Origin of the sequence: Paenibacillus peoriae KCTC 3763, assembly GCF_000236805.1 — a bacterium.
GTDB classification, from domain to species: domain Bacteria; phylum Bacillota; class Bacilli; order Paenibacillales; family Paenibacillaceae; genus Paenibacillus; species Paenibacillus peoriae.
In genome coordinates, this window is the sequence record NZ_AGFX01000009.1 from 125,751 (window position 1) to 139,290 (window position 13,540).

A 13,540-nucleotide genomic window follows, 5' to 3' on the forward strand; every position below is an offset into this window, starting at 1 on the left:
TAACGAAAAGAACGGACACCAATTTTTCTGCATACCTATGAGCTCATTAATGGAGTAGGCTGGGCGGAGCTATTCTGAGCGGATGGACGATCCGCAAGCTGCGGCAGGCCGGATACAAAATGTTTTAAGGCAAGCCAAAAGCGCGAGCCGACAGGGGAGATATCCCTGGCGGCTCGCGCTTTTTTTCGCTGGCCGTTATTCCTTTTGTCCCATTTTCCACTTCTGGTATTCGAGGAAGTCCTTGAACTCTTTTTTGCTGACGCCCGAAGCCATCGCTTCCTGCACCAGCTCCCACCATTCCGGGTCAAGCAAGTCCTCAGCAGGACGGTCGCCGTACAAGAGCAGGTGGATCGAAACGTTTAAAGCATCGGCAATTTTCTCGATGAAAGAAATGGAAGGATTCGATTGAATATTTCGTTCGACATTGCTCAGGTAGGATTTTGCCACATCCGCTTTATCCGCAAGCTCGGACAAGGAATACCCCCGATCCTGGCGGATTTTTTGGATGCGGTCGCCAATACGTTCTGCCATGTAGCGATCGCCCTTCTATCAGAATAATTTGATGCCATTATATCAAAATATACGTGATAGGACAAAGGCGTATAGTCGGATTTTCATTAAGTAAAGAACACCTTACCCCGGGAGCGGGGTAAGGTGTTCTGTTTCGATTTGACGGCTGAATTATTTGGCTTCTCCTGCGCCTTGCTTCGCTTCGAATGTCCATTTCAGGTTCAAAGCATCACCTTGGAACTCGTTTTGATCCTGACCGTTATCCTTGAATTCGAACTTGACGATCAGATCGTCGGTATCGCCGGCTTTCAGGCCCCCGTGCTCTTCGAACCAGGCCACCCATTTGTTCTCCACGGCGTCAGGAGCTAGACTTTGCAGATCATACAGCGAGGTTTGGTAAATGACGGTATCCTGTTTGTCGATGTTCTTCAAAAATCTAACGATGACGTGTTTGCCGAAGTCATCCACGTTTTCAGGTGCGCCCGACTTATTCGTAACTGTATAGGTCGTTTTCAGCAATACCTTGGCGATGTCGAGCGTACCTTCGTTTTTCAGTTTGAACGTGCGGATTGCGAAATCGCCCGGTTTGAGGGTGCCCACGTCAATGATCGCCGTCGGATCGGCGTTGAGATCCAAGGTGCCTGCAGCGAACGTGCCGGTCGTTTCCACGGAATCGCTAAAGTAAGCGAACGTGCCTCCGCCGATCAAAGTCAATCCAAGCGCTGCGGCGGCTACTCCTAAACCCAAGGTCTTTTTGATACCCATACAAAATACCTCCCTAATTTTAAATGATTTTTTTTATATATTGCACCCTTATGAAGTCATAAGGAGAACAACCGAAAGTTAGAAGCAAGCGATTTAGTGTGTTATGGGGTCTTGGTGTCAGGTTGGGATGCGTTCGGGTCCGACTTCTTGTCTTCCAGCCTCGAAATGGTTTTCCATAAGGACGCTAAGGCATACAAGAACAAAAGGACCCCCGGGATGATCAACAGTGTGACGTTACCCAATTTCGTTCCGGCGAAGTTGAGAACGTATCCTGCGTAAGGGACGGTAAAGCCGGTGTAAACACCGGTGACATTGGCCGGATCAACCGGCTCCAGGTCGGCGGCATCGTTGTTGTCTCCCTTGGTCTGGTAAAGGAGCTGGCCGGTTAGCTCATTGCGGGTTACTTTGACGATGCGGTGGGTAATCAGCTTCTTTTCGTCCGCCCGGAAGGTGATGACATCGCCGGCGGTAAATCGGGTCATGTCGCCTCCGGGCTTAATGGCCACGATGGAACCGGTAAGTATGGAGGGCTCCATCGAGCCGGACAACACCGTTTTCAACTGATAACCGTAGAAATTCGGTTCGCTGCCAGACATTTTCGACATGACGACGGAGCTGGCCACGGTAATAAAGGCAGCCGCCATCAGAAACGTCAGCGCATTTCTTAACCATTTTCGAATCCGCATAACTCATTCACCGCCTTCCGGATCATTTGTCGAAGAGGGGGCAGCATCGGCATCGGTGGAATCCGCCTGGTCTTGCTTATCCTCATCCTCAGCGTTGTCCGCTGAATCGCCGCTGGTCGGCGCGCCATCCGCAGGAGTTTGTACATCCTCGCCGCCCGTCTCGCCAACCGTCGGGGTCTCCTCATCAGTAGGCGTGTCATCCTTTGCCGGTTGTTCGTCTCCCGGCGGTGGCGTTTCGCCGTCGTTCGGGTTCTCGGCCTTGTCCGGGGCTGCCGTTTCATTCTTTCCAGCTTGCTCTTCTTGTTTGGCTTGCTTTTCCCGCAGCTTCTTCAGCCGTTTGATTTCCGCTGGCCGCTGCGATTTCGCCTCCGCCAACAGCTGCGCTCTCTGCGCCTCCAGACTGGAGATGTCGGCGGTCAGACCTGCTATGGCCGACTGCAGGGATGCCTGAACGCTTTCAAAGTAAGCGAGCAGCTCTCCTCCGACGGGGTCTCCATCGACAGCAATTCGGCCATCGAAAGGTTGGGCGGAGGCAAAGGCTGCATAGCTATCGGCCTCAAAGGTGTCGGGCGTTATCAATCCTAATTGATAGACGGAACGCAAGTAGTTCAGGATCTCTTGCAGCGTCCCGCTTAGCGGATCGGAAAACAATCCGTGCGGCTTCAAAAGGTCGGTGATGCGGTCCAGCAGCGTCGTTTGCGACAGTTTGGCGCAATTCGGCTCCAGCCCGTTCAGCGAGGTTAGCAGTTCATGAATCAGCGCGGAGGCGGCGGTAAGTTCCTGAAGCAGTTCCTGCCAAATGGACTGATTCAAGGCCTTTTGCTGCTCCAACTGCTGAATCATGGCATTCAATTCACCGATTCGCTCCGACAGGTCGGCCGCCTCCAACCGGCTACTGACCTTGAATGCGCTTGCACCTTCGCCGTCAGCGTAATCCAAATCGGTAGCGCTCATCAATCTTCCTTTTAATGAAGCGGCCCGTTCGAGGTGTTCGGCCAACAGCGAAAGTTGGCTTTCGATTTGGCTGGGGAATACCTGGCAAGCCTTAATTTCCAAATTATCCTCGCGTACGCTGGTGAATCCTCCGAAGGTGGTGCCGACTTGCTGGGAGGTCCACAATATCAAGGTAGAAAGGATCAATCCGGATTGCAGCAATTTAACCATAGTTTGTTTCTTTCGTTTTTTGCGCAGTTTGCGGATCACGTCAGTTCGGGATCTTCGCAGAAAAGGTCTCTCCTTTCTAAACAGGGTTTCCTCTGTTCGTTGATGTGTTCGTTATTAAGAACGAATTCCACGACTCAAATATACACGAAATCCTAGAAGAAAGGAAAACCAGATAATCAACGAAAAATTCTCAATAAAGAACGAAAATCTTGAATTTCCTTGATATTTTGGCCATTTGCGTTTATTTTTAATGAATTTCGTCCTTTTTTAAGAACGAAATCTTGTTTTGTGGCTGCATCCATTTTTCTTACTGTAATCGACATGAAATGTAATCTATAAACAAAAAAGGCCAACTTCTCCCACGAAAACTGCTTGCTTGGTCTACGCGGAGCGACATACTTTTCATATCAGGGACATTATAATTAGTACCAAGGAAGCTTTCCGGCTGAAAGCCCGTTATCCATTGGCAAACTGTAGCACCAGTAAAGGGTAAACCTGCCCGAAAAGCAGGGGCACAAAGTCCCAGATCTAAGGTAGAGATACTAGGATGGCTGGTCGCCCGGGACAAGCCCAAATAATGATCTTAGGAGGGGATTGTTGTTGAAAAAGTCCGCCCAGGTTATTGTTCGTGATCGGTATCCCGGGGAAATCGACCCTGAATGGGTGGCTCTGCTCGCTATGGCCAAGGAGGCGGGGATATCCGTCGAGGAGGTTCGACGCTTTTTGTCGGGAGAACGATCATCAAATTATGCACAATGGCATTTACATAATAAACAGCTGGAAAAGGGATCTGGAGAATCGTCTTGAGCGGAAATGGGACGATTCTTGTTTTCGGCGATTTTTCTTCGGAGGCCAAAAGGGACGTAAAACGCGGCACCAGCGCGGTACGAGGGGAGAAATGGCGATTTTTGTATGCCAAGGGCGATCAGGGGTCAAAAAAAAGACAGTCCCTAAATGTGCTGGGCTGCTGCATTAACTTTTTTATTTGACCTTTTAAAGGTCAGTTGATTCCATTTTTCGTCATACGACTCAACGTTCTTCCAATTCACAACGAAAGAACGATCAGTTTTGAAGAACCCTCAACATGTAGTCCGTTCACCATCTCTATTTCGTTATAACTAATCTGCTAATTAATGGGCAACCTATACAAATGAGCTAATGTTCTTATATGCTATTTATTGTATAGTAGTAATTTAGCTCTGAATGAACGATAAGGGGATGAGGATATGTATAACGCAGAGCAAGTAGAGTTCCATATCCAAGAAGAAAATGCAAAAAATAAAGGAAATGACTTACTCACCTATTTGCTTGATTGTGTGCGCCGCGGGAGCTGCGGAGAAATTCGGGATGTTCTGAAAGATTCGTTTTGCTCTGATATAACCAGTTTCATTGTCGGCAATGACTTTTCCGTCGCCCACTCTGCTTTTCAATACGTTTTACCTCAGATTGTTCGTGCATCCTTGGACAGCGGACTGCCGTGGTTAATTGCATCGGAGCTTTATCTAAACTATACGCGCAAAGCAGCACAAATGAATGCGGTTCAGCCAATGTTCGAGCTCTATTTCCAGATGTTTCTTGATTTTGCGGAACAGGTTTTTCAGCGACATGCTAATAATCGGTACTCGCCACTTGTAAGAAAGTGCCATTCATATATCGACAGTCATCTCTATGAGCCTTTATCCGTAAAGCAAATTGCTAAAGAGCTTCAAATCAGCCGTAGCCATCTTGCACATGTATATAAGAGAGAGACAGGTAAAACAATATCTAACTATGTACGAAAGATGAAAATTAATGAGGCGAAAAAACTGCTTCAACATACAGCTTTACCACTTGTCCAAATCGGGGAACGACTTAGCTATTGCTCGCAAAGCCATTTTACAGAGAGCTTCCGGAGAGCTACGGGCATGACTCCTAGTCAGTTTCGATCGGGATATCTGTCTGAATAAAAAAGCACAAATCTGATAAGAACAACCGCTTTAAATAAACGCGCCTCTGTTCTCTTTGTTATCTTATTTTTAAAGAAATTCAACTATTCATCGAGAAAGCAGGGATATTATGGGGAAGCGTTTAGAGGGGAAAGTAGCTATTGTAACAGGATCGGGACAAGGGATCGGCAGAGGCATTGCACTCGTTCTCGCTCGCGAAGGAGCTAAGGTCGTCACAAACAATCGTAAACCAAGCGGGCAGAAGGAGGCAGTAGATCTCGGTATCCTGGATGAAGCAGCAAAAGCAAAGCATGCCGCATTGAGCGGGGACGCCGAGAAAACTGCTGAAGAAATTATTGCAGCCGGTGGAGAGGCCATTCCCTTTTATGGTAATGTTGCTGACTATGAGACCGCTCGTAAGCTGGTTCAAGCCGCTATCGATAAATGGGGAAGAATTGATATTCTAATTAATAATGCCGCTGGTTTAGGAGCAGGTACTTTGCTTGATACCTCTGAAGAAGAGTGGGATTACCAAACGATTCCGAAGCTTAAAGGTTCCTACAATACAATGAAACACGCTATTCCATTCATGATTAAGCAAGGGTTTGGCCGCATCATTAATATTGCATCTGATGCCTGGATCGGCTTACCCGGACTTGCGGCTTACAGTGCCGGCAATGCCGGACTAGTCGGCGTGAGCAAAGCGACAGCAAAAGAATTGGCTCCATTTGGAATTACCGTAAATACGATTTGTCCTCAAGCAGATTCACCGGGGCACGTCCTTAACTTCGCTATTGCCAAGAAAAAAATCGAGGAACTCACAGGTGGAACGATTCAGATCGACTCGGAGAAAATGAAAGCAGTTGAAGCAGCTCATGGTCCAGCGGAGAACATGGCTCCGTTCTTGGCCTACTTGTCAACGAATGAAGCAAATGATATCAACGGTGCTGTCTTTTCGGTAACGGGTGACGCTCGGGTAACACTTTATACGGAGCCTTTGGAAGCGAACACGATCAAGAAAAGCGACGGGCCTTGGTCTGTGGAGGAATTGATCGAGACAGTTCCTCAAACTTTGTTAAAAGATTATGTTTCCATTGTGAAATCGAACAATTTGGGATAACAGTCCTTGATTTTTAAAAAATAAGCATCTCATCAAGGAAAAACTAAAGTTTTTGTAGTTTTTTGAATCACCTCCTGCCGTAATTGTATTAGCATCTGCCATGGGTGTTGCATATACGAAATTTGCTTGGACGTTATTTTCAAAATTGGTGTGTAGTTAGCTCACTCCATCAGAAGGATTCTGGGGAAGAAAAATATGATTACAAATGATGCCACTACACAAGAAGAAAAGGGGTTATGGAACTATGATTTTATCATTTTGTTGGTAATTAATATGCTGAGCTATATGTCCTTTAATCTGGTTAGTCCTTTATGTCAGCATATGCAATGCACTTAGGAGCATCTGTAAGTATGGCAGGAACTATCGTAGGATTATTTTCCTTAACAGCTCTTTTCGTCGGACTTTTTAGTGGGATTCTTACTGACAGAACAAATAAGAAATATGTTATGTTGGTTAAGACGGTTAAACAAGATATTAGTTCCAAACATTCAGAAGTTGCCAAGAAAAATATTAGTTTTAAAGACATTATCGCGGTAAGGATATTACCTCTTTCTTTAATTGGAGGACTGTTCTCCATGGGAAATAGGCTTGTGAGCTCGTTTTTGGTCTTATTGGGAGAGGAACGGGGCATTAAAGGTGTAGGAATGTATTTCACTATGAATGCGTTGATTCTACTCATTATGCGTCCATTATCAGGTAGACTTTATGATAAAAAAGGGCTATCGATTATACTGTATCCGGCATTATTCTCTAGCAGTATAGAGTCGTTATATTGGGTCATGCCAATGAGCTTTGGATGGTCCTTTTGGCGGCAATTGTTAAAGCGTTTGGACAGGGAACGGCACAGCCGGCATTACAGGTTGAGTCCCTCCGCAAACTTGGCAAGCATCAAAGTGGTTTAGCCTCGAGTTCATTTTATATTGGTGCCAACTTGGGGCAAGGATTTGGACCACTAATTGGAGGGAGCATAGCTTCTCTTTATGGATATCGTGGGATGTTTAATTTTAGTGCAGCATTATTAGGAATTGGAGTTTTGGGCTATTTTCTTTATACTCAAAAAAGCAAGCATTGAATTTTGCTTCATAATTGGCGGGTTTACTTTAATTCGTAAAGCCCGCTTTTTTATTTTATAGGAACTGAGCGATTTCTCTGATCTCTACAGCAAAAGTTGCCATCTATTGCATAGAGGCCGATATTTCTTTAATTAAAGCAGTTTGTTAATACAATTTTTTCCATGATGAGGTGAATGTGTGTACACACCTATCAAGTTAAATAAGATTGGGGTAAATACCAGCCAACGCAACTTCTGTTGTAGTTATTGATATGATGAAATTAGCAGCGGCATGATTAAAGGAAGTTCACACCCTTGTCTTGCAAATTGGTGTTTACCTAGCTTAAGAATATCATATTGACAACACCTATCAGGAAGTGATAGTATTTTTCCGAAAGATGAGTAATCGGTTTCTCACCTATGATTTAAGCTATGAAGAGATTCTTATTATTCAGCTTAACTTAGCAATCAGCAGTGAGGTGCTTATGAAAGTAAAAATGTGTATAAGCATCCCCATTGAGTAATCGTTTACTCAAGTTGATGATGTTGGTAGTGCTTAACTGGCTGTCTGACAAAAGTGGTACTTATGCTGCGGTTGTACAAGGACAAGCAGATGCGGGTATTCTGATTTGCGGAACGGGTGTGGGAATTTCTATTGCAGCTAATAAAGTAAAAGGAATTCGGGCTGTTGTATGTAGCGAGCCTTACACAGCACAGCTATCCAAACAGCATAACAATACAAATATCCTTGCCTTCGGCTCCAGAGTAATCGGCAGTGAGCTTGCCAAAATGATTGTGAAGTGTTGGCTGGAAGCAGAATTTGAAGGTGGCCGTCATGGAAAGCGTGTGGAAATGATCGGAGAAATTGAAGACGAGAAATTTCTGTGTTAAATCTGAGAAATGATCTGCAATTTGTCTGTATGGAAATGAAAAGCAATAAATATAAAATCAGGAGGGTTTATGATGAGCAACCAGGTAATAAGATTAATTAATGCTTCCAAAAAAGATTTTAAGCAGATGAACGCTAGGGACTTGAAGGATTCTATTCTGAGATCTGAGGGACGGGTCGTCATGGGGCAGCATTTGCTGTTTGCCGGAGAAGGATTGGTCAGAGGTGTTACCAATACCGAACTGATGGCTGCTTTTGGAGCCGATATGGTTATGCTTAACACATTGAATCTGAATGATTTAAGTAAGAACCCTGGCTTGATGGGGTTGAGCGTGGAAGAAATCAAGGAAAAAGCAGGAATACCGGTAGGTATTTATCTAGGTTGTCCAGGTAAAAATGAGCCTCCTAAAAGTCCATATTATGATGTTGAAGGAATGACTGCAACCAGAGAACATATCAATTTGGCAAAAGAGCTGGGTGCTGATTTTATCGTTTTAGGTGGAAACCCCGGCAGCGGAACTTCGATTCAGGATATTATTGAAACTACTAGATTGGCAAGAGAAGTATGTGGTGAAGACATGCTTATTTTTGCCGGCAAGTGGGAGGACGGAGTTAAAGAAAAGGTGTTGGGAGATCCCCTTGCGGAACGGGATGCCAAAGAAATAATCAAGGAACTAATTGATGCTGGAGCAGATGTTATAGATTTGCCTGCGCCTGGATCGAGACATGGAATTAGTGTTCATATGATTCAGGAACTCGTTCAATTTGTTCATACCTATAAACCGGGAACTTTAACAATGGCATTTTTAAATAGCTCTGTAGAAAATGCAGATGTTGAGACGATAAGACAGATAGCTCTTAAAATGAAGGAGACAGGAGCAGACATTCATGCCATTGGAGATGGTGGTTTTGGAGGTTGCTCGACTCCTGAAAATCTGCTTCAATTATCCATTTCGTTGAAGGGTAAAAGTTATTCCTATTTCCGTATGGCCAGCAGAAATAGATAGTGTTTATGATAATATCGAAGTGCTGATTAAAATATATAAAGGGATGGACTACATGGGACTTAATGAAATACGCCATCTGAATGCTCAACTTGTTGTCAATGAAATCTTTGATGATGAATTTCTCGCTTATGGGAAAGTATTAGGTCATTATAATTTTGATGAGCTTCTAGGATATGTGAATAAAAATATTGGTATACCTTCATATGGCAATCAGTATTTTACCTCTAATTTGAACGTTGAGCAGTTTTCTGTTCTTCGGTTCATCAGGGAAGATGTGTATGGACAACTGCCAATTCAAGCTGGAACGTGTTCCGGACAAAATTCCAAGCTTAACGGGTTGGAATATCATCAAGGCAGTGAAGTAGTTATTGCAGCAACGGATTGTATTCACTTAGTGGGGAAGGTTCAAGATATTGTTAATCATGAATACCACTCGGGGAAGGTGCGGGCATTTTTACAGCGTAAGGGAACAGCTATTGAGTTGTATTCTACTACACTTCACTATGCTCCATGCAAGACAGAAGACAACGGATATCTGACTGTTGTCTTGCTCCCTCTCGGGACCAACGAGCCGCTTGATGAGGTAGGGGACGGGCGGAATAAGCTTGTCGTTAAAAAAAATAAATTTTTGATGGTGCACTCTTCGCAGCATGAAAAAATCGCTGCAGGTGTACATCCAGGTATAATTGGTGAAAATATCGAAGTGCAATACAAATCATGAGGTCGGAATTAGTATTCTGTTCCATGTAGGTATCTTGGTTTCTCATCACAATGTTGGTTAGGCCAACAACGCGCCGGACAGGAAAGAATTACTTGCCATTTTGAATCAGGTCGGCATTATGGTATGCCTGCTTGACGCGGCGGTAAAGGAACTTGCCAATATACGCCGGAAATTGAACCGCATGTCATTCCGGCATAAGAAGAAAATGTGTACGGTGAGAAGAAGATAAAACCCGCGAAAAGCCTTGTAGAATCAAGGCTTTTCGCGGGTTTTACTATTTTCCTAAGCGTCTCGCGGCATCCATAGGAAGCGATGCTTCTCCGCATTCCATAGAAGATAAGAGGAGAAGCAACTTCAACTGACAGTGTTAGCTACTGGAGCTATTTTTTCAAAAGGTAAATTCAGTTGGAATGTAAATAAGTTATGAATATGATTGAGCGTTAAGGTCCCTTGATGCAACTCAACAATATTCCTTGCTATGGAAAGTCCCAGTCCTGCTCCTGTTTGGATACCTTCGCTACTTCTTGAATGGTCAACCTTATAAAAACGTTCAAACAACTTCTCCTCTTGATCTTGGGTGAGGGGAGCTCCTTTATTTTCGACCTCAATCGTAATTTGCTCAGGAGTCGTTTTCAATCGAATGCAAATACCTCCCGGCTTCAAGGAATACTTTAAGGCGTTCATGAGAAGATTATCGATTGCTCTGGCTATTTTGTCGCTGTCAATGGAGGTAACGATTGGGGAGTCACCCATCTCCTTCACGATATACACACCGTTTTCTTGAGCAATGGGTTCGAACTCGAACAGCAATTGATCCAAAAGTTGAGTTAAATTGATCCTTCTTAGGTTTAAGTGAGTATCAACCGAAGTGAGTCGGGTATATTCAAACAAGTCATCTAGCAGCTTCTTTAAGTGAATCGCTTTGTTATAGGTGTTTTGAACAAAGCGCGTATATTCATTTTTATCTTGATATGAATGTGTTCTTAACAGCTCGATATAGCCGATAATGCTGGTCAAAGGCGTACGCAAGTCATGCGAAATACCAGTGATCAACTCCATCTTGGATTTTTCTATTTCACGTTCTTTTACAATCTGTTGCTCTAAACGTTCTGTCATTCGATTAATGTTGAGCGCGACCCGCCCGAGTTCATCTTGCCGAACAACAGGTACCCGATAACTCAAATTACCTTCGGAAATAATTTGAAGCCCTTGCTCCAGTGTAATCAAGTCTTTAACGATTCGTCGTGTCAAAACTAAAAAAGTAAAAATAAAGATTACCATAAACAAGGGGGTAAGAAGATAAGGAAAAAAGTCGTGAAACCAATGCCATTCCGTTACACTGATAATTTTTAAGAAAAATAAAATGAGCATATCATTTATAGAGACAGCAATGACTACACTTAGCATCATTCTGATTAAAATGTTTACTTGGATCCGTTTTTTTCGTTTTGGCTTTTGCGTATGTTCACTCAATTTTATAGCCAACTCCCCACACCGTTTTAATATACTGAGGATCTCTTGGGAATTGCTCTAATTTTTCTCGTAGATTACGAATATGAACCATCACAGTATTATCAGAGAACCCGTAGGGCGCCTTCCATACATTTTCGTAAATGTGCTCTGAACTAAAAACCTGTCCAGGGTGGCTCGCAAGGAGGATCAGAATAGAAAACTCTAAAGGAGTCAGCGAAATTTCATTCCCCTTTAACTTTACCGAATGTTTACTCTTATCAATCACCAGGTCTTTAATAAGGATAAGGGAATTAAATTCTTCCTTTCCTATTAATGATTGACGCCGTAGCTGCGCTTTTACGCGAGCAATCAATTCTAACGGATTAAATGGTTTGATCATGTAGTCATCGGCCCCGGTAGTCAGCCCGTTGATTTTATCAATATCTTCTTCCTTGGCTGACAGCATGATAATCGGAGTATTCGAGATTTCCCTTATTTTTAAGCATGCTTTGATTCCATCCATTCTTGGCATCATGACATCCAGGATAACCAATTGAACCGATGTTGTCTCTATGGTATCCAGGGCTTCTTCACCATCGGCTGCTTCAATCACATGGTATCCTTCATTACGTAGATATACATGAATGACATCTCGAATCTCGGGATCATCATCCACGACAAGGATTGTATTCATTAGTGATTGTTCTCCTTCTTTTAAAGTATTTAAGATGCCTAAAATTACTGCAATTAGTATAGCTACCATCATAGTAAAGTCTTCACTATTTCTATATGCTGCAAGCAAATCATTCAATGGATGAAATTAAAGGGTCATCTCAATTACATTGTTTCCCTTTTGCGACATACGTAAACGAAAGCAGGAGGGATATTGAGAGGCACCAAATCAATTTTTTCAATGATAAATTTTTCTGAAAGCTGCTTTTTCATTTGAAGCGAATATTGAAAGGCGATAAACAAACCTCCAGGTTTGAGAGCTTTATAAATCTGTTCAACCAAGGTATCTCTCAATTCACGTTCAAAATTAAAAAAAGGTAGCCCGCTAAAAATACAATCCAATTGCTGAATATTTTCTTGCTTCATCGCTTCTACTAAGCGTGCAGCGTTCGGATGACAGGAGAAGTCTGGATATTCAGTTTGTAAGTTATTCCTCATCGTCTCATCCATCTCAAACAATAATACTTTCGTTGTTTCACTTACCCGTGTGTTAATAAAACGCGTGATGGCACCTGTACCCGATCCGAGCTCTGCGACTGCCTTAATCTCCTTCCAAGGTGCTTGTTTAACCATTTTGGACGCCAGAAACCTGGAGCTTGGTATAATACTTCCTACATTTTTCGGACTATGAATAAAGCTTTGCAAAAATAAAAGATTTTCTTTGAGTTTCAACTGATTTTTCCTCCATTACTGTTTTTATTGTTAGTTACAATGCTGAATAGGGCTCATATATAAAAACATTTTTCTTATCGAAGCGTATGGACACCGAAAGGATTAAAAATGAAAGATTTGAATACACAAATCATAATGAAAAAAACTAAGGAATTTATGAGTATAATTCTAAAGAAATTCTAAAGAATTCATCTACAGAAGGCCTAAAATGTATGCCATCCAACCTCAAAAAGCCTTACCAACCAAGTTGGCAAGGCTTTTTGAGAAGAGAAAGCTCAGATTCAAAAGAGTCAAAAGCAGAGAAATTATAATGATGTTCCGTAGACAGTTGATGTCTCCGAAACGAGTTTTTCTGCAAGAAGCCTTCAGGCGGTTGCTTCTGCTCTAAGGTTCTTACGAATGATTTTTTGCTGCCCATTTTCTGATTGCTTCTAATATCGGGGACAGCTCCTCACCTTTTTTCGTAAGACGGTATTCTACTCTTGGCGGAACTTCAGCATATGCAATCTTCCTAATTAACCCATCATGCTCCAAGTCATGCAATTGTTCATTTAGTACCTTATGACTAACACCGATCGTCACTCTTTGCAGTTCTAAAAAACGCTTCGGACTTTTAGACAAGTGGCAAAGAATTACTGCTTTCCACTTCCCACGAAAAGGTTCAAGACCTAAATCAAGAAAGTCTACATATTGTTTTCCATTATAATTTATCACCTGGTCCACATCCCTTATTGTATGAATCATAACAACACAATTTCCTAATCATCTAACTCCAAAAAAATAGTGAAGTCCTTTTTACTCAAATGAATATCCCAATTTAATTTAATCACTTCTTTGATTGTTAAG

General features: G+C 43.0%; 18 protein-coding genes and 1 riboswitch. Of the genes, 10 read left to right on the top strand and 8 right to left on the bottom strand.

Annotation, left to right across the window (positions count from 1 at the left end; translation table 11 throughout):
• Positions 1 to 59: 59 nt before the first annotated feature.
• The gene (locus KQI_RS29730) at positions 60 to 128 is read left to right on the top strand and encodes a YuiB family protein (protein WP_138984785.1); all 69 of its coding nucleotides are present in this window, start codon (positions 60 to 62) and stop codon (positions 126 to 128) included.
• 67 nt (positions 129 to 195) lie between these two features.
• Here KQI_RS29730 and KQI_RS0101630 read toward each other — a convergent pair whose 3' ends face one another.
• The 4 genes from KQI_RS0101630 to KQI_RS0101645 all read right to left on the bottom strand — a co-directional run bounded on the left by KQI_RS0101630 (position 196) and on the right by KQI_RS0101645 (position 3,164).
• The gene (locus tag KQI_RS0101630; protein ID WP_010344939.1) at positions 196 to 531 is read right to left on the bottom strand and encodes a helix-turn-helix domain-containing protein; all 336 of its coding nucleotides are present in this window, start codon (positions 529 to 531) and stop codon (positions 196 to 198) included.
• Between the two features lie 150 nt (positions 532 to 681).
• On the bottom strand, positions 682 to 1,275 hold the full coding sequence (locus KQI_RS0101635) for a TasA family protein (protein ID WP_010344941.1): 594 nt from the start codon (positions 1,273 to 1,275) through the stop codon (positions 682 to 684).
• A 101-nt stretch (positions 1,276 to 1,376) separates the two neighbouring features.
• Positions 1,377 to 1,961 (bottom strand): signal peptidase I SipW, encoded by a 585-nt coding sequence (sipW, locus tag KQI_RS0101640; protein WP_010344942.1) that lies wholly within the window; start codon positions 1,959 to 1,961, stop codon positions 1,377 to 1,379.
• 3 nt (positions 1,962 to 1,964) lie between these two features.
• Positions 1,965 to 3,164 carry a hypothetical protein gene (locus KQI_RS0101645; RefSeq protein ID WP_010344943.1) on the bottom strand — a complete coding sequence of 400 codons (1,200 nt, stop codon included), beginning with the start codon at positions 3,162 to 3,164 and terminating at the stop codon, positions 1,965 to 1,967.
• Between the two features lie 439 nt (positions 3,165 to 3,603).
• Positions 3,604 to 3,688, top strand: a riboswitch (cyclic di-GMP riboswitch).
• Positions 3,689 to 3,725: 37 nt separating this feature from the next.
• Here KQI_RS0101645 and KQI_RS0101655 point away from each other — a divergent pair.
• The 9 genes from KQI_RS0101655 (at position 3,726) to KQI_RS0101695 (ending at position 9,838) form a co-directional block, all read left to right on the top strand.
• A complete protein-coding gene (locus tag KQI_RS0101655; RefSeq protein ID WP_010344944.1) occupies positions 3,726 to 3,932 on the top strand; it encodes an anti-repressor SinI family protein in 207 nt (68 codons plus the stop codon).
• Positions 3,929 to 4,114 (top strand): hypothetical protein, encoded by a 186-nt coding sequence (locus KQI_RS0101660; protein WP_010344945.1) that lies wholly within the window; start codon positions 3,929 to 3,931, stop codon positions 4,112 to 4,114. Before KQI_RS0101655 ends, KQI_RS0101660 begins: the two co-directional genes overlap by 4 nt.
• Before the next feature lie 237 nt (positions 4,115 to 4,351).
• Complete coding sequence (locus KQI_RS0101665; protein ID WP_010344946.1) at positions 4,352 to 5,071, top strand: helix-turn-helix transcriptional regulator; 720 nt, start codon at positions 4,352 to 4,354, stop codon at positions 5,069 to 5,071.
• A gap of 109 nt (positions 5,072 to 5,180) precedes the next feature.
• Entirely contained in the window at positions 5,181 to 6,170 is a 990-nt protein-coding gene (locus KQI_RS26595) for an SDR family NAD(P)-dependent oxidoreductase (protein ID WP_010344947.1), read from the top strand.
• A 350-nt stretch (positions 6,171 to 6,520) separates the two neighbouring features.
• On the top strand, positions 6,521 to 7,072 hold the full coding sequence (locus KQI_RS28945; RefSeq protein WP_010344948.1) for an MFS transporter: 552 nt from the start codon (positions 6,521 to 6,523) through the stop codon (positions 7,070 to 7,072).
• A complete protein-coding gene (locus KQI_RS29735) occupies positions 6,967 to 7,242 on the top strand; it encodes an MFS transporter (RefSeq protein ID WP_411830972.1) in 276 nt (91 codons plus the stop codon). Before KQI_RS28945 ends, KQI_RS29735 begins: the two co-directional genes overlap by 106 nt.
• A gap of 522 nt (positions 7,243 to 7,764) precedes the next feature.
• The gene (rpiB, locus tag KQI_RS26600) at positions 7,765 to 8,112 is read left to right on the top strand and encodes a ribose 5-phosphate isomerase B (RefSeq protein WP_010344949.1); all 348 of its coding nucleotides are present in this window, start codon (positions 7,765 to 7,767) and stop codon (positions 8,110 to 8,112) included.
• Positions 8,113 to 8,184: 72 nt separating this feature from the next.
• Positions 8,185 to 9,117, top strand: coding sequence for a DUF7916 family protein (locus KQI_RS0101690; protein ID WP_010344950.1), 933 nt, complete (start codon positions 8,185 to 8,187; stop codon positions 9,115 to 9,117).
• Between the two features lie 52 nt (positions 9,118 to 9,169).
• Entirely contained in the window at positions 9,170 to 9,838 is a 669-nt protein-coding gene (locus KQI_RS0101695) for a DUF4867 family protein (RefSeq protein WP_010344951.1), read from the top strand.
• A gap of 354 nt (positions 9,839 to 10,192) precedes the next feature.
• Here the strand turns inward: KQI_RS0101695 and KQI_RS0101700 are convergent, their stop codons facing one another.
• From KQI_RS0101700 to KQI_RS0101720, 4 genes are all read right to left on the bottom strand, one after another.
• Positions 10,193 to 11,311 carry a sensor histidine kinase gene (locus KQI_RS0101700; protein ID WP_010344953.1) on the bottom strand — a complete coding sequence of 373 codons (1,119 nt, stop codon included), beginning with the start codon at positions 11,309 to 11,311 and terminating at the stop codon, positions 10,193 to 10,195.
• The gene (locus KQI_RS0101705; RefSeq protein ID WP_010344955.1) at positions 11,304 to 11,984 is read right to left on the bottom strand and encodes a response regulator transcription factor; all 681 of its coding nucleotides are present in this window, start codon (positions 11,982 to 11,984) and stop codon (positions 11,304 to 11,306) included. The genes KQI_RS0101700 and KQI_RS0101705 overlap by 8 nt, the downstream gene beginning before the upstream one ends.
• Positions 11,985 to 12,127: 143 nt before the next feature.
• Positions 12,128 to 12,694, bottom strand: a complete 567-nt coding sequence (locus KQI_RS0101710) for a class I SAM-dependent methyltransferase (protein ID WP_010344957.1) — start codon at positions 12,692 to 12,694, stop codon at positions 12,128 to 12,130.
• 393 nt (positions 12,695 to 13,087) lie between these two features.
• Positions 13,088 to 13,438, bottom strand: a complete 351-nt coding sequence (locus KQI_RS0101720) for a winged helix-turn-helix transcriptional regulator (protein WP_010344958.1) — start codon at positions 13,436 to 13,438, stop codon at positions 13,088 to 13,090.
• Positions 13,439 to 13,540: the final 102 nt, after the last annotated feature.

Coding starts and splice junctions, on each gene's coding strand:
- rpiB (WP_010344949.1), top strand. CDS start 7,765: ATGTTGGTAGTGCTTAACTGGCTGTCTGACAAAAGTGGTACTTATGCT.
- KQI_RS0101705 (WP_010344955.1), bottom strand. CDS start 11,984: ATGAATACAATCCTTGTCGTGGATGATGATCCCGAGATTCGAGATGTC.
- KQI_RS0101720 (WP_010344958.1), bottom strand. CDS start 13,438: ATGATTCATACAATAAGGGATGTGGACCAGGTGATAAATTATAATGGA.
- KQI_RS0101690 (WP_010344950.1), top strand. CDS start 8,185: ATGAGCAACCAGGTAATAAGATTAATTAATGCTTCCAAAAAAGATTTT.
- sipW (WP_010344942.1), bottom strand. CDS start 1,961: ATGCGGATTCGAAAATGGTTAAGAAATGCGCTGACGTTTCTGATGGCG.
- KQI_RS28945 (WP_010344948.1), top strand. CDS start 6,521: ATGGCAGGAACTATCGTAGGATTATTTTCCTTAACAGCTCTTTTCGTC.
- KQI_RS0101635 (WP_010344941.1), bottom strand. CDS start 1,275: ATGGGTATCAAAAAGACCTTGGGTTTAGGAGTAGCCGCCGCAGCGCTT.
- KQI_RS26595 (WP_010344947.1), top strand. CDS start 5,181: ATGGGGAAGCGTTTAGAGGGGAAAGTAGCTATTGTAACAGGATCGGGA.
- KQI_RS0101695 (WP_010344951.1), top strand. CDS start 9,170: ATGGGACTTAATGAAATACGCCATCTGAATGCTCAACTTGTTGTCAAT.
- KQI_RS0101665 (WP_010344946.1), top strand. CDS start 4,352: ATGTATAACGCAGAGCAAGTAGAGTTCCATATCCAAGAAGAAAATGCA.
- KQI_RS29735 (WP_411830972.1), top strand. CDS start 6,967: ATGGTCCTTTTGGCGGCAATTGTTAAAGCGTTTGGACAGGGAACGGCA.
- KQI_RS0101630 (WP_010344939.1), bottom strand. CDS start 531: ATGGCAGAACGTATTGGCGACCGCATCCAAAAAATCCGCCAGGATCGG.